Annotated in this window: 16 protein-coding genes and 1 rRNA gene; 9 read left to right on the plus strand and 8 right to left on the minus strand. The window is 71.5% G+C overall.

Annotated elements, in window-relative coordinates; all coding sequences use genetic code 11:
- Nucleotides 1-92 (plus strand): 5S ribosomal RNA (gene rrf, locus AB0958_RS19690); the annotation flags it as partial.
- Nucleotides 93-201: 109 nt separating this feature from the next.
- On the opposite strand, the gene AB0958_RS19695 is transcribed toward rrf, so the two are convergent.
- The 5 genes from AB0958_RS19695 to AB0958_RS19715 are packed head-to-tail and all read right to left on the minus strand — an operon-like array spanning nucleotide 202 to nucleotide 5,878.
- Entirely contained in the window at nucleotides 202-1,512 is a 1,311-nt protein-coding gene (locus AB0958_RS19695; RefSeq protein WP_366891736.1) for a DUF58 domain-containing protein, read from the minus strand.
- On the minus strand, nucleotides 1,512-2,501 hold the full coding sequence (locus AB0958_RS19700; protein ID WP_366891794.1) for a MoxR family ATPase: 990 nt from the start codon (nucleotides 2,499-2,501) through the stop codon (nucleotides 1,512-1,514). Before AB0958_RS19700 ends, AB0958_RS19695 begins: the two co-directional genes overlap by 1 nt.
- Nucleotides 2,501-3,715, minus strand: coding sequence for a DUF4350 domain-containing protein (locus AB0958_RS19705; protein WP_366891737.1), 1,215 nt, complete (start codon nucleotides 3,713-3,715; stop codon nucleotides 2,501-2,503). The genes AB0958_RS19700 and AB0958_RS19705 overlap by 1 nt, the downstream gene beginning before the upstream one ends.
- Nucleotides 3,712-4,497 (minus strand): DUF4129 domain-containing protein, encoded by a 786-nt coding sequence (locus AB0958_RS19710; protein ID WP_366891738.1) that lies wholly within the window; start codon nucleotides 4,495-4,497, stop codon nucleotides 3,712-3,714. Before AB0958_RS19710 ends, AB0958_RS19705 begins: the two co-directional genes overlap by 4 nt.
- A gap of 4 nt (nucleotides 4,498-4,501) precedes the next feature.
- Entirely contained in the window at nucleotides 4,502-5,878 is a 1,377-nt protein-coding gene (locus AB0958_RS19715) for a glycerophosphoryl diester phosphodiesterase membrane domain-containing protein (protein WP_366891739.1), read from the minus strand.
- A gap of 140 nt (nucleotides 5,879-6,018) precedes the next feature.
- Between AB0958_RS19715 and mtnA the strand changes: the two genes are divergently transcribed.
- The 7 genes from mtnA to AB0958_RS19750 all read left to right on the plus strand — a co-directional run bounded on the left by mtnA (nucleotide 6,019) and on the right by AB0958_RS19750 (nucleotide 15,026).
- Nucleotides 6,019-7,164 (plus strand): S-methyl-5-thioribose-1-phosphate isomerase, encoded by a 1,146-nt coding sequence (gene mtnA / locus AB0958_RS19720; protein ID WP_366891740.1) that lies wholly within the window; start codon nucleotides 6,019-6,021, stop codon nucleotides 7,162-7,164.
- 312 nt (nucleotides 7,165-7,476) lie between these two features.
- Nucleotides 7,477-8,166, plus strand: a complete 690-nt coding sequence (gene mtrA / locus AB0958_RS19725) for a two-component system response regulator MtrA (RefSeq protein WP_207921802.1) — start codon at nucleotides 7,477-7,479, stop codon at nucleotides 8,164-8,166.
- Nucleotide 8,167: 1 nt separating this feature from the next.
- Nucleotides 8,168-10,192, plus strand: a complete 2,025-nt coding sequence (gene mtrB / locus AB0958_RS19730) for an MtrAB system histidine kinase MtrB (RefSeq protein ID WP_366891741.1) — start codon at nucleotides 8,168-8,170, stop codon at nucleotides 10,190-10,192.
- Nucleotides 10,182-12,020: an LpqB family beta-propeller domain-containing protein gene (locus tag AB0958_RS19735; RefSeq protein ID WP_366891742.1), complete on the plus strand. Its 1,839-nt coding sequence runs from the start codon at nucleotides 10,182-10,184 to the stop codon at nucleotides 12,018-12,020. Before mtrB ends, AB0958_RS19735 begins: the two co-directional genes overlap by 11 nt.
- A 110-nt stretch (nucleotides 12,021-12,130) precedes the next feature.
- Nucleotides 12,131-13,060, plus strand: coding sequence for a phosphoribosyltransferase family protein (locus AB0958_RS19740; protein ID WP_366891743.1), 930 nt, complete (start codon nucleotides 12,131-12,133; stop codon nucleotides 13,058-13,060).
- Nucleotides 13,061-13,344: 284 nt separating this feature from the next.
- Nucleotides 13,345-14,070: a ribosome-associated translation inhibitor RaiA gene (gene raiA / locus AB0958_RS19745; RefSeq protein ID WP_366891745.1), complete on the plus strand. Its 726-nt coding sequence runs from the start codon at nucleotides 13,345-13,347 to the stop codon at nucleotides 14,068-14,070.
- 206 nt (nucleotides 14,071-14,276) lie between these two features.
- Complete coding sequence (locus AB0958_RS19750; protein WP_366891746.1) at nucleotides 14,277-15,026, plus strand: response regulator transcription factor; 750 nt, start codon at nucleotides 14,277-14,279, stop codon at nucleotides 15,024-15,026.
- A gap of 14 nt (nucleotides 15,027-15,040) precedes the next feature.
- Here the strand turns inward: AB0958_RS19750 and AB0958_RS19755 are convergent, their stop codons facing one another.
- Together AB0958_RS19755 and AB0958_RS19760 are read right to left on the minus strand one after the other, a co-directional pair.
- Entirely contained in the window at nucleotides 15,041-16,228 is a 1,188-nt protein-coding gene (locus AB0958_RS19755; RefSeq protein WP_366891747.1) for a crosslink repair DNA glycosylase YcaQ family protein, read from the minus strand.
- Nucleotides 16,229-16,277: 49 nt separating this feature from the next.
- Nucleotides 16,278-16,853: a GNAT family N-acetyltransferase gene (locus tag AB0958_RS19760; protein WP_366891748.1), complete on the minus strand. Its 576-nt coding sequence runs from the start codon at nucleotides 16,851-16,853 to the stop codon at nucleotides 16,278-16,280.
- Nucleotides 16,854-17,120: 267 nt separating this feature from the next.
- On the opposite strand from AB0958_RS19760, the gene secA reads away from it, so the two are divergent.
- Nucleotides 17,121-19,967, plus strand: a complete 2,847-nt coding sequence (gene secA / locus AB0958_RS19765; RefSeq protein ID WP_366891750.1) for a preprotein translocase subunit SecA — start codon at nucleotides 17,121-17,123, stop codon at nucleotides 19,965-19,967.
- Between the two features lie 71 nt (nucleotides 19,968-20,038).
- Here secA and AB0958_RS19770 read toward each other — a convergent pair whose 3' ends face one another.
- Nucleotides 20,039-20,668, minus strand: coding sequence for an Rv3235 family protein (locus AB0958_RS19770; protein ID WP_366891795.1), 630 nt, complete (start codon nucleotides 20,666-20,668; stop codon nucleotides 20,039-20,041).
- Nucleotides 20,669-20,751: the final 83 nt, after the last annotated feature.

Genomic DNA, 20,751 nt, shown 5'->3' on the forward strand with positions numbered 1-20,751 from the left:
CGCCCGGTTACATTCCGAACCCGGAAGCTAAGCCTCACAGCGCCGATGGTACTGCAGGGGGGACCCTGTGGGAGAGTAGGACGCCGCCGAACAAATATTGGGAAAACCCCCGCATCTACGGATGCGGGGGTTTTCTGCGTTACAGGTCTTTGCGGCCCGGCCCCAAGGGGGCCTGACCAGGGATTCAGGGGATTCAGGGATTCAGAGTCGTCCCGCCGCCTTCAGAGCCAGGTACGCGTCCGCCAGTGCGGGGGCGAGATCGTCCGGTGTCGCGTCCACGACGGTCACCCCGTGCCGACGGAGTTGCTCCGCGGTCCGGTGCCGTTCGCTCTGGGCCTGGGCGGCTGCGGCTGCCTCGTACACCGCGTCGGTGTCGCCACGGGCCGTCGCCATCCGGGCGATGCCCGGGTCGGCCACAGAGGCGAGGAGCACGGTGTGGCGTTGGGTCAGCTGGGCCAGGACGGGAAGCAGCCCCTCTTCGACCGGGGCGGCGTCGAGCGTCGTGAGCAGCACGATCAGTGAGCGTCGGGGAGCCGTACGGAGCGCCGTCGCGGTGAGACCCCGGGCGTCGGTTTCCACGAGCTCCGGTTCGAGCGTCGCCATCGCGTTGACCAGGGAGGGAAGCACATCGCCTGCCGCGCGGCCCTGGACGAGAGCGCGGACCCGGCGGTCGTAGGCCAGCAGGTCCACACGGTCGCCGGCGCGCGAGGCGAGGGCGCCCAGGAGAAGCGCCGCGTCCATCGAGGCGTCCAGGCGCGGAGCGTCGCCGACCCGGCCCGCCGAGGTGCGGCCGGTGTCGAGAACGAGCAGGATGTGCCGGTCGCGTTCGGGACGCCAGGTGCGTACCGCCACCGCCGACTGCCGTGCCGTGGCCCGCCAGTCGATGGAACGGGTGTCGTCGCCCGGGACGTACTCACGCAGGCTGTCGAACTCCGTGCCCTCGCCTCGGGTCAGGACGCTGGTGCGGCCGTCGAGTTCACGCAATCGGGCGAGTTTCGACGGGAGATGCTTGCGGCTGGTGAACGGGGGGAGAACCCGTACGGTCCAGGGCACTTTGTGGCCGCTCTGGCGGGAGAACAGGCCCAGGGGGCCGTAGGAGCGAATCGTGACGCGGTCCGCCTGGCGGTCGCCGCGGCGGGTGGGGCGCAGGCGGGTGGTGACACGCCGGCGTTCGCCCGGGGGGACGGTCAGGGAGTGACGTGAGGCCTCGGCCTCGGTGCCGGGTTGCCAGCTGCTGGGTGGCCAGCCGTCCCTGAGGCGGGCCCGGAGCAGGCGCCGGGAAGGGTTGGTGATCGTCAGGGTGACGTCCGCGGTCTCGCCGAGGCGGGCCGATGTGTCGCCGGAGCGACTCAGCACGAGGCGTCGTACCGGAGCCGCGAGGGCGACGTCGCAGGCGCAGGCCAGGGCCAGCGTGCCGTCGACCGCGAGGATCCCTGTCCACCCGGGCCCCCACAGGCCGACGGGAATCGATCCGATGGCCGCGATCAGGGCGGCCCGTCCGGTGAGGGGCATCAGCGGGGAACCGGGACGTGGGCGAGGATCGCGTTGATGACGGAGTCGGCGGTCACGCCCTCCATCTCGGCCTCGGGGCGGAGTTGGACCCGGTGGCGGAGGGTGGGCAGGGCGAGGGCCTTGACGTCGTCGGGGATGACGTAGTCGCGGCCGGTCAGCCACGCCCAGGCGCGTGACGTGGCCAGCAGGGCGGTGGCGCCGCGTGGGGAGACGCCGAGCGTGAGGGACGGCGACTCCCGGGTGGCGCGGCAGATGTCCACCACGTAGGCGGTGATCTCGGGGGACACGGCGGTCTTGGCGACCGCGGCCCGGGCGGCTTCCAGGTCGTCGGGGCCTGCCACGGGCCGTACGCCGGCGGCGCGCAGGTCGCGGGGGTTGAAACCCCCGGCGTGGCGGGTGAGGACGTCGATCTCGTCCTGGCGGGAGGGGAGCGGGATCGTCAGTTTGAGGAGGAAGCGGTCGAGTTGGGCTTCGGGCAGGGGATAGGTGCCCTCGTACTCGACGGGGTTCTGGGTGGCGGCGACCAGGAAGGGGTCGGGCAGCGGGCGGGGTGTGCCGTCCACGGTGACCTGGCGTTCCTCCATGGCTTCGAGGAGGGACGACTGGGTCTTGGGCGGGGTGCGGTTGATCTCGTCGGCGAGGAGGAGGTTGGTGAAGACCGGGCCGGGCTGGAAGGAGAACTCGGCGCTGCGGGTGTCGTAGACGAGGGAGCCCGTGACGTCGCTCGGCATGAGGTCCGGGGTGAACTGGACACGTTTGGTCTCCAGTTCGAGGGCGGAGGCGAGGGCGCGGACGAGCAGCGTCTTCGCGACTCCGGGGACTCCTTCGAGCAGGACGTGTCCGCGGCAGAGAAGGGCGACGACGAGGCCGGTCACGGCGGGGTCCTGGCCGACCACGGCTTTCGCGATCTCGGCGCGCAGGGCCTCCAGGGCGGCCCGGGCGTCGGCCGGGTTCCCGGTGATCCCGGCGTTGTCAGTGGTCGGGTCCATCATGGACGGCGTACCTCTCTTTCGAGGGCGTCGAGCTGGTCGGTGAGGGCGACGAGGGCCGTGTCGTCGCCGGGCGGCGGTCCGAAGAGCAGGGGGTGCAGGGCCTGTGCGTCGCCGTGCAGGTGGGCGGAGAGGGCGGGGATCAGCGCCTCGGGCGCGTGGGCCTGGGAGACGGGGACGCCTACGAGGGGGGCGAGGCGGGTGCGAGTGGTGGAGCGAAGAGCGGCGGCCGCGCGGTCGCGGGCGTTGGCCTTGCGGTAGAGGCGGGCGCGGCCTTCGACGGTTTCGGAGGCGCGGATCGCCACGGGGAGTTTCTCGGGCACCAGGGGGCCCAGTCGGCGTGCGCGCCAGAAGGCGGCGAGGCCCGCGGCGACGAAGAGCTGGAGTGTGGCCCAGAGCCATCCGGAGGGGAGCAGGTCGAACAGGCTTTTCTGGTCGCCCGTGCCGGTGGCCGAGGTGTCGGAGAGCGAGGGGAGGTACCAGGCCAGATGGGGGCGGGAGCCGAGGAGCTGGAGGGCGAGCGAGGCGTTGCCCTGCTTGTCGAGGTGGTCGTTGAGCAGGATGTCGGGCGAGCCGAGGACGACGGTGTCGCCGCCTCCGGAGGCGGCGGGGACGCGGATCAGCGTGGCCAGGCGCTGGCTGGGGTAGCAGGAGTCCGCGTCGAGGTGGGTGGTGGTGTAGCGGACGCCACCGGTGTCGGCGCTTCCCGCGCGGCGGGCTTCGGCCAGCTCGCAGTGCGGTTCGAGGACGGACCTGGAGCTGGTGGCGGGGTCGGCGGTGACGCCTGGGGCGAGTCGTTCGACGGACGTGCTGCCTGCGGCGACCAGGACGGTGCGACCGCCCGACGCGCCGGTCGCCGCCCGCAGTCCGGACTGCTGGCGCGGTGTCAGCAGGTCGGGGACGGCGACGAGCAGGGTGGTGTCGGGGCCGGTCGCCGCGCGGGCTTCGGCGAGGGTGGTCACCACGCGGGTGGACACGCCCCGGTCGGCGAGGAGTTCGGCGACGGCGCGGCTGCCGGAGGGGTCCGCGGAGCGTGGGTCGAGGACGCCGTGCCGGGTGTCGGAGCGGATGACGGCGATGGCGACCGCACCGACGAGCAGCAGCACCACGGCGAGGACGACGCCTCGGGACCGGGTCCACACCTGGCGGCCGCTGGGCGCGGTGGAGGTGGTCGGGAGAGGGGCCGCCACCTCGGGGGCCGTACCGGTGGTCATCGCGCGGCTCCCCGGTGGGCGTCGTGGGCCGTGGTGGGGGTGCTGCTGGTGAGCATCGGCCTGGTGCGTTCCAGGTCGCGGTCGAGTTCGGCGATGCGCTCGTACGATGCCTGGGTCGCCCGGCGTCCGCCGTATGTCACGTCGTCGAACTCGCGGGCGGCGGCGCGCAGCCGGTCGGTGTGGGCGGGCAGGGCGCGGCCGGCTTCGGCGGCGGCCTCGTCGGCGGTGCGGCCCGGGCGGACGTCGAGCAGGGCGCGTTCTTCGAGGGCGCGGACGACGGCGCGCATGCGTTCCTGGAGGGCCTGGCTCCAGTGGCCCTGGGCGGCGTGCGCCTCGGCGGCCGCGCGGTGTTCGGCGGCGCTGCGGGGGCGGTCGTCGAACAGGGTGGCGCCGGAGGCGGGCTGGTGGCGGGGGGTGCCCAGGCGCCACCACAGGGCGCCCAGCACGGCGACGACGGCCAGGACCACGATGACCAGGCCCAGGGTGCCTCCGGGGGTCGCGGACGCGGCGGCGGAGAGCAGGCGGTCGATCCAGTGGAAGATCGCGCGCAGCGCGCGCATCAGCAGCCCGGGGTCGTTCTCGTGGTACATCCGTTTGGACAGTTCGCGCCGTGCCGCCTCCCGCGCGGGGTCGCGCGGGAGGGTCACGGGTGGCTCGTCGCCCGAACCGGTCAGCGACGTCAGGGCCGCTTCCCGGGCGTGCAGCAGGCCTCGTACGGCTTGGCCCGCGGCGCGCGGCAGGGCGGCGGGCACCGCTGTGAGGACTCCCCCCGTCCCGTTCACCGCATCAGCTCCCTGGGACGGCGCCGGGAGTGGCGGTGCCGTGGGTCTCGACACCGGAGGCGCGGGCCAGTTCGAGGTCGAGGGCCTCGCGGCGGATGCGCTGGTCGATGTAGAGGAGCACGGTGACGCCGGCGTTGATCGGGAAGGTGAGCATCGAGCCGATCACCGAGCCGATGCCGCTGATGACGAGGAACGTCCAGCCGGTGTTGTCGCCGGTGCTCTCGAGGAAGCCGGAGAAGCCGTTGCCGCTGACGACGGCTCCGAGCAGGGCGAAGGGGATCACGGCGAGCGACGAGACGATGTTGGCGATGATGCCGGCCAGGAACTGGATGCCGAAGACCCGCCACCAGGAGCCGCGGACGAGCTTGGCGGAGCGGCTCAGCGACTTGGTGATGCCCTGCTTCTCCAGCATGAGGGCGGGCGAGGCCAGGGAGAAGCGGATCACCAGCCACCCGGCGACGACGGCGCCCGCGAGGATGCCGAGGACGAGCAGGGCGGCGATGGCGCCGCCGGGGCCGCCGGCGATGGCGACGACGATGCCGGGCAGGGCGCCGGCGAGCAGGACGCCGACCGCGATGAGTCCCAGCAGGACGATGAGCCCGAACAGCCTGAGGACCTGGGGGCGGGCGTCGCGCCAGGCCTCGCCGATGGTCACGGACCTGCCGAGTACGGCGCGGCTGGTGACGGTGGTCAGCAGGGCTGTCGCGATGATGGTGCCGACCAGGGTGATCAGCAGGACGGCGCCGGAGCTGGCCATGACGCCGGCCGCGGCGCGGCTCACCTCGCTGAGGGAGGCGTTCGGGTCGTTGAGGGCGTCGGTGGTCTGCGTGTCGTTCAGGACGAGGCCCTGCAGGAGGATCACCGCGACCTCGGTGACCACGGCGACCGTGAGCGAGATGCCGAGGACGGTGCGCCAGTAGGTGCGCATGGTGGAGACGGCGCCGTCGAGGATCTCACCGACGCCGAGCGGGCGCAGGGGGATCACGCCGGGCTTGGCGGCGGGTGGGGGGCCGCCCCAGCCGCCGCCCCAGGCTCCGTATCCGCCGGGCGGCCCGTAGCCGGCCGGGCCGCCGGGCGGGGTGGGTCCGCCGTAGCCTCCGTAGCCGCTGGGGGGCCGGCCGCCCCAGCCGGAGCCGGGGGGCGGTGGGGGCGGTGGTGCCTGGCCCGGTGCCGGGGCGCCGGTGGGCGCGGACCACTGGCCGGGCGGTGGCTGTTCCTTGGACCACTTCGAACCGGGGCCCTGTGGATCCGTGACCGGCTGGTCGGCTGGCTGTTCGGCGGGCCCTGCGGGGACGGGGCGGTCGGCAGGGGCGGACGCGCCGGGTTCCCGCCCGTCGGACGGGTCGGATCCGGGCGAGGCCCAGCCCGGAGTGTCGTTCATCGAAGCTCCTTCACGGTGCCCGTCCGCGGTCGCGGTGGCAGGTTGGCTGCCATCGTGCCATGGGGCGGTCGCCCGGTGACCTGCCGCGGTAGAGGCTGCACACCTCCAATTGTCCGCGGGATACGGGGAAGACTGACCGCATGGCTGATCAGTACGCGCAAATCGGCGAGGACAAGCGGCCGGCGGGCATACCCGCGATCCGGTGGGAGGAGCCGCCCGAGGGGCCGGTGGTGGTCCTTCTCGACCAGACCAGACTGCCGGCGGAGGAGGTCGAGCTGGTGTGCACGGACGCACCGGCGCTGGTGGAGGCGATCCGGTCGCTTTCGGTGCGGGGGGCTCCGCTGCTCGGGATCGCGGGGGCGTACGGCGTCGCGCTCGCCGCCGCGCGGGGCTTCGACGTGGACGAGGCGGCGGCGGCGTTGGAGGGCGCCCGGCCCACCGCCGTGAATCTGTCGGTGGGGGTGGGCAGGGCCGCGTCGGCGTACCGGTCCGCGCTCGCCGCGGAGGGCGATCTGGGGGCGGCGGCCGCGGCCGCGCTGGCTGCGGCGCGGGCGCTGCACCGGGAGGACGCCGAGGCCAGCGGCCGGATGGCCGAGCACGGGCTGGCGTTGCTGGACGAGCTGTTGCCCGGCGGAGGGCATCGGATCCTGACCCACTGCAACACCGGTGCGCTGGTGTCGGGAGGGGAGGGCACGGCGTTCGCGGTGGCCCTGCGGGCGCATCGGGCGGGGCGGCTGCGGCGGCTCTGGGTGGACGAGACGCGTCCGTTGCTCCAGGGCGCCCGCCTGACGGCGTACGAGGCGGCTCGCAGCGGTATGGCGTACACCTTGCTCACCGACAACGCGGCCGGTTCGCTGTTCGCGGCGGGGGAGGTGGACGCGGTGCTGGTAGGGGCGGACCGGATCGCGGCCGACGGTTCGGTGGCGAACAAGGTGGGGAGCTATCCGCTCGCGGTGCTCGCGCGGTACCACCATGTGCCGTTCATCGTGGTGGCGCCGCTGACGACGGTTGATCCGCGGACGCCGGACGGGGCGGCCATCGAGGTCGAACAGCGTCCGGGATATGAGGTGACCGAGGTCACAGCGCCGCAGGTGCCCATGACGGGGGCGGGGGGCGGGATTCCGGTGGCACCGTTGGGGACCCAGGCGTACAACCCGGCCTTCGACGTGACGCCGCCCGAGTTGGTGACGGCCGTCGTCACCGAGGAAGGGGCCGTTTCGCCGGTGACAGCCGAGGCGCTTGCCGAACTGTGCGCCAGGTCGCGCCGGGTCACCACGAGTCAGTGAGGACATGGGTTGATCACACGTGCCGTTGCCGGTGCTCTGCTGCTGTGCGGTGGGTTGCTGAGTGCGCGGGAACTCGAGCGGCGGGCTTCCGGCCGGAGCCGGCAGAAGGGCCTGATGTGGCTTGCACTGGCTCTGTGTGCTGTCGGCGTGCTGATCAGCCAGGCGTAGTGGGCGACGTACGGGCGGGTGTCGGCATCCCCGCCTGACGTCGTCGTCGGCGGACCGGGGGCAGACAGTGACGGTTCCCTGCGACTATGGTCACTGGCCGGTGACCCTGGTCACCTGCGCAACCTTCACTGTTATGAGAATGGGATGATGTCGTTTATGAAGGGACGAGTCCTTGTCGTCGACGACGACAGCGCACTGGCCGAGATGCTCGGCATCGTGCTGCGTGGTGAAGGTTTTGAGCCGTCTTTCGTAGCCGACGGTGACAAGGCGCTGGCCGCTTTCCGTGAGACCAAGCCGGATCTGGTGCTGCTGGACCTGATGCTGCCCGGTCGGGACGGCATCGAGGTGTGCCGCCTGATCAGGGCGGAGTCCGGGGTGCCGATCGTGATGCTCACGGCGAAGAGCGACACCGTCGACGTGGTCGTGGGCCTGGAGTCGGGCGCGGACGACTACATCGTGAAGCCGTTCAAGCCGAAGGAGCTGGTCGCCCGGATCCGGGCGAGGCTGCGGAGGTCGGAGGAGCCGGCTCCCGAGCAGCTCACCATAGGTGACCTGGTCATCGACGTGGCCGGGCACTCGGTGAAGCGGGACGGGCAGTCGATCGCGCTGACGCCGCTGGAGTTCGACCTGCTGGTCGCGCTCGCCCGCAAGCCGTGGCAGGTGTTCACGCGTGAGGTGCTCCTGGAGCAGGTCTGGGGCTACCGCCACGCGGCGGACACCCGTCTCGTCAATGTTCACGTCCAGCGGCTGCGCTCCAAGGTCGAGAAGGACCCGGAGCGGCCGGAGATCGTGGTGACCGTCCGTGGCGTCGGATACAAGGCAGGACCGAGCTGACATGTCCGAGGACAGTGCCGCTTCGGCCCCCGGCCGGTCCGGGGACCGCCCGGAGCGGCCTGTCGGCGGAAACCGGCCCGGTTCGCGCTGGCGGTTGCTCTTCGAGGGCGGCCTGCTCGAGGGCGGGGTCCAGGGCAGCCCGGTGCTGCGGCTGCTCATCCGCTGGGTGCGTCGGCCGCTGCTGCCGGTCATGCGGCTGTGGCGGCGCAACATCCAGCTCAAGGTCGTCGTCACGACCCTGCTGATGTCGCTGGGCGTGGTTCTCCTGCTCGGCTTCGTCGTCATCGGCCAGGTGCGCAACGGCCTGCTGGACGCCAAGGTGAAGGCCTCGCAGTCCCAGGCCACCGGCGGCTTCGCGGTGGCCAAGCAGAAGGCCGACGAGGCGGCCGCGGCCGGCGCCGCCGACACGGCGGACGGACGGCAGTCGCAGACCCTCATCTCATGGATGAGCGACCTCGTGGAGTCCCTGTCCAGCGGCGGACAGGGTGCCTTCGACGTCGTGACGCTGCCCACCGGTGACAACAACAGCGGCGGCGGCCGCACCCGGGCCTCGGGGTTCGTCGACCCGACGGCCAGCGTGCCCGCCGACCTGCGCACGCGGATCAACGGCAGCATGACCGCCGCGCAGAGCTACACCCGGATCATGTACACGGACGACAAGGAGTCGCAGCCCGCTCTGGTCATCGGCAAGCAGGTCACCGACCCGAACAACAACCCGTACGAGCTCTACTACCTCTTCCCGCTCACCCAGGAGGAGAAGTCGCTCAGCCTGGTCAAGGGCACGCTCGCGACCGCCGGGCTCTTCGTCGTCGTACTCCTCGGGGCCATCGCCTGGCTGGTGGTGCGGCAGGTCGTCACACCCGTGCGGATGGCGGCCGGGATCGCCGAGCGGCTGTCGGCGGGGCGGCTCCAGGAGCGGATGAAGGTCACCGGCGAGGACGACATCGCGCGGCTCGGCGAGGCCTTCAACAAGATGGCGCAGAACCTCCAGCTGAAGATCCAGCAGCTGGAGGACCTGTCGCGGATGCAGCGCCGGTTCGTGTCGGACGTGTCGCACGAACTGCGCACCCCGTTGACGACCGTACGGATGGCCGCCGACGTCATCCACGAGGCGCGCGAGGACTTCGACCCGATCACCGCGCGGTCGGCGGAGCTGCTCGCCGACCAGCTGGACCGGTTCGAGTCGCTGCTCGCCGACCTGCTGGAGATCAGCCGCTTCGACGCGGGCGCGGCGGCGCTGGAGGCCGAGCCGATAGACCTCCGGGAGGTCGTACGGCGGGTGGTCAGCGGCGCCGAGCCGCTCGCGGAGCGCAAGGGCACGCACATACGCGTGGTCGGCGACTTGCAGCCGGTGGTGGCCGAGGCGGACGCGCGACGGGTGGAGCGGGTGCTGCGCAACCTCGTCGTCAACGCCGTCGAACACGGTGAGGGCAGGGACGTCGTCGTCAAGCTGGCCTCGGCCGGTGGCGCCGTCGCGATCGCGGTGCGCGACTACGGCGTGGGTCTCAAGCCCGGTGAGGCGACCCGGGTCTTCAGCCGCTTCTGGCGGGCGGACCCGGCACGCGCGCGTACCACCGGTGGTACGGGGCTGGGTCTTTCGATCGCCCTGGAGGACGCACGGCTGCACGGCGGCTGGCTGCAGGCCTGGGGAGAGCCTGGCGGCGGATCGCAGTTCCGGCTGACCCTGCCGAGGACCGCGGACGAGCCGCTGCGGGGCTCGCCGATACCTCTGGAGCCCAAGGACTCCCGGCGCAACCGGGGCCTCGACGACGCCGGTCTCCCGCGCGGCGGCGAGGACAAGCGGGCGACCGTGCCGGTGCAGTCCGGCGGCGGCCAGCCGTCACCGCTCGCGTCGATGACGCAGCGGGCGGCCACCGTGGCGCCGACCGCCGACCCGACCGCGCTGCCGGGCAGCGGCGCGCGCGTGGTGCCCCGGCCGACGCAGGGCGCCGGACGTCAGGAGGGCCCTGGGGCCGGCCGGGCGGACGACTCGAACAAGCCAGGGGAGGCATTTCGTGGGCGCTGACCGCGAGGGGGGCGCCCGACGCAGACCGGTGCGCGCGGTGGCTTACGCGGCCTGTGGTGTCGTCCTGCTGGCGGGCTGTGCCTCCATGCCGGACAGCGGCGACCTGCGGGATGTCGAGTCCACGCCACGGCAGGACACCCAGGTGCGGGTGTTCGCCATGCCGCCGCAGCAGGACGCCTCGTCCACCGAGATCGTGCAGGGCTTCCTGGAGGCCCTGACCAGTGACGACCCGCACTACGACACGGCGCGCAAGTACCTGACGACAGCGGCGGCGAAGACCTGGCGGCCGGAGTCGCAGGCGACCGTGCTGGCGAACGGGCCGAGCATCCAGGCCACCGGACGCCCGGCCGACCAGGACGACGCGGACAGCGTCACCTACCTGCTTCAGGGCAGCCGGGTGGCGACTGTCGACGCGGCGCAGGCGTACGCGCCCTCCGACGGGGCGTACCGCAAGACCGTGCATCTGACGAAGGACGCCAAGAGCGGTCAGTGGCGGATCGACGCGCTTCCGCAGGGTGTCGTGCTGGGCAAGTCGGACTTCCAGCGCAACTACACCTCCGTCGACAAGTACTACTTCGCCTCGGACACCTCGGCGGGGGAGACCGGGCAGCCGGTGGCGGTCGCCGACCCCGTCTTCGTACGCAGCACGGTGGATCCCACCACCCAGGTGGTGCGTTCGCTGCTGAGCGGTCCCACCACCTGGCTCGGCCCGGTGGTCCGGTCGAGTTTCCCGACCGGTACGGCGCTGAAGAAGGGTGTGTCCGGGCTGGCGCCCGACGACCAGAACCGGGTCACCGTGCCGCTGAACGTGCGGGCGTCCCGGATCGGCGCGGCCAAGTGCACCGAGATGGCGACCCAGTTGCTGTTCACGCTGCGGAATCTGACGCCCACCGTGGACTCGGTCGCCCTGCAGTCCGTCACCGGCGCCCACATGTGCGACGTCGACGAGGACCAGGCCGAGGCCACCGCCTGGCGCGCCTCCACCAAGCGGCCCGAGTACCTGTACTTCCTCGACAGCAAGCACCGGCTGGTGCGGATGCCGACCGCCGGCACCGGTACCGGCGCGGTGGCGGTACCGGGTCCGTTCGGTGCGGGCACCAGGCCGCTGCGGTCGGTTGCGGTCGCCCGCGACGAGCGCACCGCGGCCGGGGTCACCGGCGACGGCCGGGACCTGTACGTCACCTCGCTCGCGTCGGACGGTTCGCTGGGCGGCGCGGTGCTGACCAGCCACGGTGCGACCGCCGACGACCGGCTGACGGCGCCGAGCTGGGACGCCCGGGGCGACCTGTGGGTGGCCGACCGCGACCCCGGCAAGCCGCGGCTGTACGTGCTGGCGAAGGGCGTCGGGCAGCCGCTGACGGTGCAGGTGCCCGAGCTGAACGGCCGGATCAAGGACGTGCGGGTCGCCGCCGACGGGGCGCGGATCGCGCTCGTCGTGGAGAAGGACGGCGAGCAGTCGCTGTACGTCGGACGGATCGAGCGCACCAAGTCCGGTGACCAGCAGGAGGTCTCGGTCCTCGAGCTGCGCTCGGCGACTCCCGGCTCCGAGGAGGTCACCGCGATGTCCTGGGCCGGTGACAGCCGGCTCGTGGTGGTGGGGCGGGAGCAGGGCGGCGTGCAGCAGACGCGTTACGTCCAGGTCGACGGTTCCACGCCGGACGGGCCGGCGCCGGCGGCGCTCACGGGTGTCCGCGCGATCGCCGCGTCCGAGGACGACCGGGTGCCGCTGGTGGCCGACTCGCAGGACGACGGGATCGTCCGGCTGCCGACGGGGGACCAGTGGCAGAAGGTGATCAAGGACGGCTCGGCGCCGGTCTATCCGGGCTGAACCTCCTCCTCACCCGTGTGGGTGACGTGTCGCGTGGCGCGTACGGAGATGTCCACAGGTGGTTGTCCACAGGGGTGGCCGGTCCGGGTGCGGATGGGCACAGTGGGCACATGCGGGGGTGGTGGCAGGACCTCACCGACCTGGTGCTCCCGGCCGAGTGCGGAGGCTGTGGGACGCCTCGCACGGTGCTCTGCGCGCAGTGCCGTGCCGCCCTGAGCGGGGCCGCACCGCGCCGGGTGCGACCGGTGCCGGAGCCGCCCGGGCTGCCGGCGGTGTACGCGGCGGCTCCGTACGCGGACGCGGTGCGGGCGGCTCTCCTCGCCCACAAGGAGCGGGGCGCGCTGGCGCTCGCCGGAGCCCTGGGCGCGGCCCTGGCGGGAGCCGTGCGGGCCGGGTCGCGGGAGGCGCGGGCCGTGCGGATCGTCGCCTCCTGGCGGGACGGCGCGGAGGGTGCGGGTACCCGGACAGGTGACGGAAGGGACTGCGCCGGTGCCACGGACCCCGTGCTGCTCGTCCCGGTGCCGTCGGCGCGGTGGGCCGTGCGGGCGCGGGGACACGATCCGGTGCGGCGGATCGCCTTCGCGGCGGCCGCGGAGCTGCGGCGCTGCGGCGTTCCGGCCCGGGTGGTACCGGTGCTGCGGCACCGGCGGGCCGTGGCCGACCAGTCGGGGCTCAACTCCCGGCAGCGACTGGCCAACCTCGCGGACGCGCTGGAGGTGACGGGGAGCGGTGCACGGTTGCTCGCCGGGGGCCGGGTCGTCCTCGTCGACGACCTGGTGACCACCGGCGCCACTCTTGCGGAGGCGGCGCGCGCGGTACGGGAGGCGACAGCGCCTGGTGGGACAGGAAAGACGACAACGGCTGTGTATCGGCGCGCGACCTGGGAAGTAAGGGAGGAACGGACGGCCGGATCAGCAGAAGAACCAGCGAAGTGGACACGAGACGCACCGGGAATGGCCGCAGGGAACGCCCTCGCGGGGCCGGTCCGTGCCGCAGTGATCGCGGCCGCACCAGATTCTTTCGAAAAGAACCGGAACTGACTGCCAACGAACATCGTTGCAGGTAGTGACAGGACCAATTCACTGGAATGGAGGTACGCATCAGTAGAGGGTGACGACATCCGTCCGGGCGAGATATGTTCGGTTGTGAGGGAGAAAGCCGCAGGCCATGCCTCTCCTATCCGAATGCCGTGCCGCGGGTTTTCCGTAATCATCGCGGTGCCGGGGTGCAGATCTTGCCCATGGGGGGAGGAGGAGGTGAAGTCGCCGAGTCCGAGGCTCCGGGGTTCACCGGAGTCGGGTGCAAAAAGGGAGATGCTCCGCCAGTGGAGCGGAGCGATCCGGGAACGGAGTTCTGCGTGGACATCGTCGTCAAGGGCCGCAAGACCGAGGTGCCCGAGCGGTTCCGCAAGCACGTGGCCGAGAAGCTGAAGCTGGAGAAGATCCAGAAGCTCGACGGCAAGGTGATCAGCCTCGACGTCGAGGTCTCCAAGGAGCCCAACCCCCGACAGGCCGACCGTTGTGACCGAGTGGAGATCACGCTCCGCTCCCGCGGTCCGGTGATCCGGGCGGAGGCAGCGGCCAGTGACCCGTACGCGGCGCTCGACCTGGCGGCGGAGAAGCTGGACGCGCGGCTGCGCAAGCAGCACGACAAGCGGTTCTCGCGTCGCGGCGCGCGGCGGATCTCGGCCGCCGAGGTCCCCGACCACGTCCCGGGCGCGGCCACACTCAACGGGAACGGCACCCCCGTCTCGTCGGAGGACACGGACGGCGTCCCCACCAAGAAGATCGGCTCGCTGGAGGTCCGGGGCGAAGGCCCGCTGATCGTCCGCGAGAAGACCCACGTCGCCTCCCCGATGAGCCTCGACCAGGCCCTCTACGAGATGGAACTGGTCGGACACGACTTCTACCTGTTCGTCGACTCCGAGTCCAAGGAGCCGAGCGTCGTCTACCGGCGGCACGCGTACGACTACGGCGTCATCCACCTCAGCACCGACCCGATGGTCACCCAGGCGCAACCCCCGGCGGCGGGAGGCACGCTGGGCGGCTGACCCGCCCGGCAGACAGCTGAGCCTGTGCCCCTGGAAGCGCGTGTGCGCCCCCGGGGGCACCGGTGTGCGACCACTTCGCGCCCCGCTCTGGCACCGCGTTGTCGGCCCGGCATGGAATCATGGCCGCAGTGACCCAACCGGTGGGCCGCTGCCTTGGGTTGGCGATGGCACCGCACCACAGGCCACAGCCTTCAGGGGGAGGAACGATGGCGGAAAGCTTCGGACCGATGCAGGACGGGGGCGCCCGCGACGGCGTCGTCGGCATGGGCCCGGACGCGGGCGGCACTCCACGCAAGGAACCGATCAGAGTCCTTGTCGTCGATGACCACGCCCTCTTCCGCCGCGGTCTGGAGATCGTGCTCGCCGCCGAGGAGGACATCCAGGTCGTCGGGGAGGCGGGCGACGGCGCCGAAGCCGTCGACAAGGCCGCCGACCTGCTGCCCGACATCGTGCTCATGGACGTCCGGATGCCCAAGCGCGGAGGTATCGAGGCCTGCACCTCCATCAAGGAGGTCGCGCCCAGCGCGAAGATCATCATGCTGACGATCAGCGACGAGGAGGCCGACCTCTACGAGGCGATCAAGGCGGGCGCGACCGGTTATCTCCTCAAGGAGATCTCCACCGACGAGGTGGCCACCGCCATTCGCGCGGTGGCCGACGGACAGTCGCAGATCAGCCCGTCCATGGCGTCGAAACTCCTCACCGAGTTCAAGTCGATGATCCAGCGCACCGACGAGCGCCGGCTGGTGCCGGCGCCGCGGCTCACCGACCGGGAACTCGAGGTGCTCAAGCTCGTCGCCACGGGGATGAACAACCGCGACATCGCGAAGGAGTTGTTCATCTCCGAGAACACCGTGAAGAACCACGTGCGCAACATCCTGGAGAAGCTCCAGCTGCACTCCAGGATGGAGGCGGTGGTCTACGCGATGCGGGAGAAGATCCTCGAAATCCGCTGAGGCCCCCGGCCCCGTCAGCGCAGCGCGGCGATCAGGGAGCGGGTCACTTCCTTCATGAGCGGCTCGCGCAGCTCGGGAGCGTCCACGCGCTCCACCCGCACCGTCGTGCAGTCCACCCAGCTCGCCGCCTCCACCAGCGCCTCCGCGACGGCCGGGACCGCCTTCGGGCCGTCCAGCGTGACCTGGCGGGCCACCAGGACCCCGCCGGCCTCGCGTGCCGGATCCACCCGGCCCACCAGACGGCCCCCGGCCAGCACCGGCATCGCGTAGTAGCCGTGCACCCGCTTCGGCTTCGGTACATAGGCCTCCAGCCGGTGGGTGAAGCCGAAGATCCGCTCCGTGCGCGCCCGGTCCCAGATCAGGGAGTCGAACGGGGAGAGCAGCGTCGTACGGTGCCGGCCGCGCAGCGGCGCGGCCAGGACCGCGGGGTCGGCCCAGGCGGGCTTCCCCCAGCCCTCCACCTCCACCGGGACCAGCCCCGAGTCGGCGATCACCGCGTCGACCTGCTCACCCTTCAGCCGGTGGTAGTCGGCGATGTCCGCACGCGTGCCGACCCCCAGCGACTGCCCGGCCAGCCGCACCAGGCGGCGCAGGCACTCGGCGTCGTCCAGGTCGTCGTGCAGCAACTCCTGCGGGACCGCGCGCTCGGCGAGGTCGTACACCCGCTTCCAGCCGCGCCGCTCGACACACACCACCTCGCCGTACATCAGCGCGCGCTCCACGGCGACCTTGGTGCCGGACCAGTCCCACCACTCGCTGGTCCTCTTCGCGCCGCCCAACTCGGTGGCGGTCAGCGGGCCCTCGGCGCGCAGTTGCTTGATGACCTGGTCGTAGACCCCCTCGGGAAGGTCGTGGTTCCAGTGCGGGCGGTCGCGGTAGGCGCGGCGGCGGAACGCGAAGTGCGGCCATTCCTCGATGGGGAGGATGCAGGCCGCGTGCGACCAGTACTCGAAGGCGTGGGCGTCCTGCCAGTAGGCGGCCTCCACCGCCCTGCGGCCCACGCGGCCGAGGCGGGCGTACGGGACGAGCTCGTGGGAGCGGGCGAGGACCGAGATGGTGTCGAGCTGGACCGCGCCGAGGTGGCGGAGCACGCCCCGGACGCCCGAGCGGCGGTCGGGGGCACCGAGGAAGCCCTGTGCCTTCAGGGCGATACGGCGGGCTTCGTCCGCCGAGAGGGCGGCGGGGCGCGGAAGGGTCGTCATGTCCCGGACCCTAGAGGGTGCCACTGACAGTACGGAACGAGCTGCGGTTTCAGTCCCGGGAAAGGGCGGGGAGGTAGGGCGCGGCCGACGGCAGGCCCAGGTCCGAGGGGAGCAGGGAACCCACCCAGCAGTCTCGTCGTACGCCCTTGTTGTTGAGGCAGGAGCGGAGGGTGCCCTCCATGGTGAAACCCGCGCGTTCCGCGACCGCGCGCGAGGGGTGGTTGCCGACCTCGGCACGCCATTCGACCCGGTCGATCGCCATCTCGGTGAAGGCCCAGCGGGCGACGGTGCGGGTGGCCTCGGTGATGTATCCGCGGCCACGGTGCTCCTGTGCCGCCCAGAAGCCCACCTCGGCCGTCCCCAGCGAGCGCATGGTGAGCGCGAGCATCCCGGCCAGCCCCTTGGTGGGGAGGAAGACCCCGAAGGTGAACATCGAGCCGTCGGACCAGCCGTCGGGGACCATCTGCTCCGTGAAGCCGCGCGCGTGCTCCGGGAGGTAGGGGGAGGGAATCGTCGTCCAGCGCTGGATGTCGGGATCCTGGACGGCCGCGTACACCGCGTCGGTGTCCTGCGGGCCGACCGCGCGCAGCAGCAGACGAGGAGTGGTGAGCGTGACGGGTTCCATCGGTTGATTCTGCTCGGCCCGGCGCCCGGCCCGCCATCTCTTTCGCGCTCCGTGAGCGGGTGACCACATTTCGCGCAATTCCTCGGCCCTGCGCGGCACCATCTGCGCACCCCGGCCGTTGTCCCGTATGAATCGGAAAAGCAGCCGACGGTCGTCGGGCCGCCAGGCCTCCCGGCGCGCCCGGGTCCTCGCATACGATGGCCGTTGCTCAGTAAGTCAAATGGAAACCGACCGTCCCAGGCCCGACCGGCAAGGAGACAAACCCCCGTGTCCGTCCTCTCGAAGATCATGCGTGCAGGCGAAGGCAAGATCCTGCGCAAGCTGCACCGCATCGCGGACCAGGTCAACTCCATCGAAGAGGACTTCGTCGACCTCTCCGACGCCGAGCTGCGGGCCCTCACCGATGAGTACAAGCAGCGCTACGAAGACGGCGAGAGCCTCGACGACCTGCTCCCCGAGGCGTTCGCGACCGTCCGCGAGGCCGCCAAGCGCGTCCTCGGCCAGCGCCACTACGACGTGCAGATCATGGGCGGCGCGGCCCTCCACCTCGGCTACGTGGCCGAGATGAAGACCGGTGAGGGCAAGACCCTCGTCGGCACCCTGCCCGCGTACCTGAACGCGCTGGCGGGCAAGGGCGTGCACCTCATCACGGTCAACGACTACCTGGCCGAGCGCGACTCCGAGATGATGGGCCGCGTCCACAAGTTCCTCGGCCTGACCGTCGGCTGCATCCTGGCCAACATGACGCCGGCCCAGCGCCGTGAGCAGTACGCCGCCGACATCACCTACGGCACGAACAACGAGTTCGGCTTCGACTACCTGCGCGACAACATGGCGTGGGCCCAGGACGAACTGGTCCAGCGCGGCCACAACTTCGCCATCGTCGACGAGGTCGACTCCATCCTGGTCGACGAGGCCCGGACGCCGCTGATCATCTCCGGCCCGGCCGACCAGGCCACCAAGTGGTACGGCGACTTCGCCAAGCTGGTCCTGCGCCTGAAGAAGGGCGAGGCCGGCAACCCGCTCAAGGGCATCGAGGAGACCGGCGACTACGAGGTCGACGAGAAGAAGCGCACGGTCGCCATCCACGAGTCCGGTGTCTCCAAGGTCGAGGACTGGCTGGGCATCGACAACCTCTACGAGTCGGTGAACACCCCTCTGGTGGGCTACCTGAACAACGCCATCAAGGCGAAGGAGCTCTTCAAGAAGGACAAGGACTACGTCGTCATGGACGGCGAAGTCATGATCGTCGACGAGCACACCGGCCGTATCCTCGCCGGCCGCCGTTACAACGAGGGCATGCACCAGGCGATCGAGGCGAAGGAAGGGGTGGACATCAAGGACGAGAACCAGACCCTCGCCACGATCACGCTCCAGAACTTCTTCCGCCTCTACAAGCGTCACGACCACAACGGCAAGGAACTGCCCGGTCTGTCCGGCATGACCGGTACGGCCATGACCGAGGCCGCCGAGTTCCACCAGATCTACAAGCTCGGCGTGGTGCCGATCCCGACGAACAGGCCGATGGTCCGCAAGGACCAGTCGGACCTGATCTACCGCACCGAGGTCGCCAAGTTCGAGGCGGTCGTCGACGACATCGCGGAGAAGCACGAGAAGGGCCAGCCGATCCTGGTCGGCACGACCTCCGTCGAGAAGTCGGAGTACCTCTCGCAGCAGCTCTCCAAGCGCGGCATCCAGCACGAGGTGCTCAACGCCAAGCACCACGAGCGCGAGGCGTCGATCGTGGCGCAGGCCGGCCGCCGGGGCGCCGTGACGGTGGCCACCAACATGGCCGGCCGTGGTACCGACATCAAGCTCGGCGGCAACCCCGAGGACCTCGCCGAGGCGGAGCTGCGCCAGCGCGGCCTCGACCCCGAGGAGCACATCGAGGAGTGGGCGGCCGCGCTGCCCGCCGCCCTGGAGAAGGCCCAGCAGGCGGTGAAGGCGGAGTTCGAGGAGGTCAAGGAGCTCGGCGGGCTCTACGTCCTCGGCACCGAGCGGCACGAGTCGCGCCGGATCGACAACCAGCTGCGCGGCCGCAGCGGCCGTCAGGGCGACCCCGGCGAGTCCCGCTTCTACCTCTCCCTCGGCGACGACCTGATGCGCCTGTTCAAGGCCCAGATGGTCGAGCGCGTGATGTCCATGGCGAACGTGCCGGACGACGTGCCGATCGAGAACAAGATGGTCACCCGCGCGATCGCGTCCGCGCAGTCGCAGGTGGAGCAGCAGAACTTCGAGACCCGTAAGAACGTCCTGAAGTACGACGAGGTGCTCAACCGGCAGCGCGAGGTCATCTACGGCGAGCGCCGCCGGGTCCTGGAGGGCGAGGACCTGCAGGAGCAGATCCAGCACTTCATGGACGACACGATCGACGCGTACGTCGGCGCGGAGACCGCCGAGGGCTTCCCGGAGGACTGGGACCTCGACCGGCTGTGGGGTGCCTTCAAGCAGCTCTACCCGGTGAAGGTCACCATCGAGGAGCTGGAGGAGGCGGCCGGCGACCGTGCGGGCCTGACCGCCGAGTACATCTCCGAGTCCATCAAGGACGACATCCACGAGCAGTACGCCTCGCGTGAGGCGCAGCTCGGCTCCGAGATCATGCGTGAACTGGAGCGCCGGGTCGTGCTGTCGGTCCTGGACCGCAAGTGGCGTGAGCACCTCTACGAGATGGACTACCTCCAGGAGGGCATCGGCCTGCGCGCGATGGCCCAGAAGGACCCGCTGGTCGAGTACCAGCGTGAGGGCTTCGACATGTTCACCGCGATGATGGACGGCATCAAGGAGGAGTCCGTCGGCTACCTGTTCAACCTGGAGGTCCAGGTCGAGCAGCAGGTCGAGGAGGTCCCCGTCGAGGACTCCGGGGCGGCCCCGGAAGGCGTCCAGGACGCCGTGCCGGCGCAGGCGGGCTCCTCGCGTCCCGAGATCCGTGCCAAGGGCCTGGAGGCGCCGCAGCGGCGGGGCATGCACTTCTCCGCGGCCACCGTGGACGGCGAGGGCGGCCTCGTCGAGGGCGACTTCGACTACGACGACGAGAAGCCGGCCCGTTCCGAGGCCGACGGCCTGACCCGCGCGGAGCGCCGCAAGCAGGCGAAGGGCAGCCGCCGCCGGAAGTGACGGCGACGACAGCGCCTTGAGGAGGGCCGGCCATCCCGATGGGGGAGGGCCGGCCCTCCTTGTCGTGGATCTCAGTCGGCCCGGGGTGGGCGGGGGCCGCCCAGTTCCACCGCCGTGCAGCGCCAGCGGAGGTCGGGGCCCTGTTCCAGGCGGAAGGCCATGGCGCGGAGCTGGTCGCCTGCCGCGATGCGGGCGAAGACCTCCAGGGCGCCGGTGCGGGGGACGAAGTAGCCGATGTCGCGGACGACGGGGTCGGTCCCGCGGGTGCGCAGGGGGCCGCGTTCGGCGAGGCGGGCCAAGTCGTCGTAGGCGGCGCCCGCGGTGTGCCGGAGCATCCAGTGGACCGGGCGGCGCCCGCTCAGCACGGCCAGCAGACGCTCCGCGAAGAGGTCGGTGGGCCGTGGGCCGGTCGGGGTCGCCGGTGGGCCGAGCGGCCTGCGGGACGCGGGACCGGCCGGGCGGCGGGAGTCGCGGCGGCCGGGTGGGCGGGTGGCGGTGGGGCGGGGCTGGGCGGTCCGGGTCATGACCTTGTTCATGGGGGGTCCCCGTTCGGCGGCCCGGCTGGTACCGGGCGGTAACTTGAGGTTGGGGATCTTGTACGGGGACCGGGACGGCGGCGGCAAGGCGAGAGCGGCCCGTGTCGGGAGTCCGGGGAATTCACCTATCCGAGTGATCGCGGGCGGGGAAAACCCGCCGGGCAGGCGCCGGTACCGGGTGAATCGAGGGGTGCCGGGTGGACGCCCGCGGAGTCACCGCCCGGGACCCGAAAGGGGACGCCCGCACG

The organism is Streptomyces sp. NPDC006655, from assembly GCF_040703965.1.
Classification (GTDB): Bacteria; Actinomycetota; Actinomycetes; order Streptomycetales; family Streptomycetaceae; genus Streptomyces.

Bases quoted from the DNA above. Each gene is read 5' to 3' on its own strand.
- AB0958_RS19755 (WP_366891747.1), bottom strand. From the start codon at position 16,228: ATGACGACCCTTCCGCGCCCCGCCGCCCTCTCGGCGGACGAAGCCCGC.
- AB0958_RS19715 (WP_366891739.1), bottom strand. From the start codon at position 5,878: ATGAACGACACTCCGGGCTGGGCCTCGCCCGGATCCGACCCGTCCGAC.
- AB0958_RS19705 (WP_366891737.1), bottom strand. From the start codon at position 3,715: ATGACCACCGGTACGGCCCCCGAGGTGGCGGCCCCTCTCCCGACCACC.
- AB0958_RS19695 (WP_366891736.1), bottom strand. From the start codon at position 1,512: ATGCCCCTCACCGGACGGGCCGCCCTGATCGCGGCCATCGGATCGATT.
- AB0958_RS19760 (WP_366891748.1), bottom strand. From the start codon at position 16,853: ATGGAACCCGTCACGCTCACCACTCCTCGTCTGCTGCTGCGCGCGGTC.
- mtrB (WP_366891741.1), top strand. From the start codon at position 8,168: ATGTCCGAGGACAGTGCCGCTTCGGCCCCCGGCCGGTCCGGGGACCGC.
- AB0958_RS19740 (WP_366891743.1), top strand. From the start codon at position 12,131: ATGCGGGGGTGGTGGCAGGACCTCACCGACCTGGTGCTCCCGGCCGAG.
- mtnA (WP_366891740.1), top strand. From the start codon at position 6,019: ATGGCTGATCAGTACGCGCAAATCGGCGAGGACAAGCGGCCGGCGGGC.
- AB0958_RS19700 (WP_366891794.1), bottom strand. From the start codon at position 2,501: ATGGACCCGACCACTGACAACGCCGGGATCACCGGGAACCCGGCCGAC.
- AB0958_RS19750 (WP_366891746.1), top strand. From the start codon at position 14,277: ATGGCGGAAAGCTTCGGACCGATGCAGGACGGGGGCGCCCGCGACGGC.
- mtrA (WP_207921802.1), top strand. From the start codon at position 7,477: ATGATGTCGTTTATGAAGGGACGAGTCCTTGTCGTCGACGACGACAGC.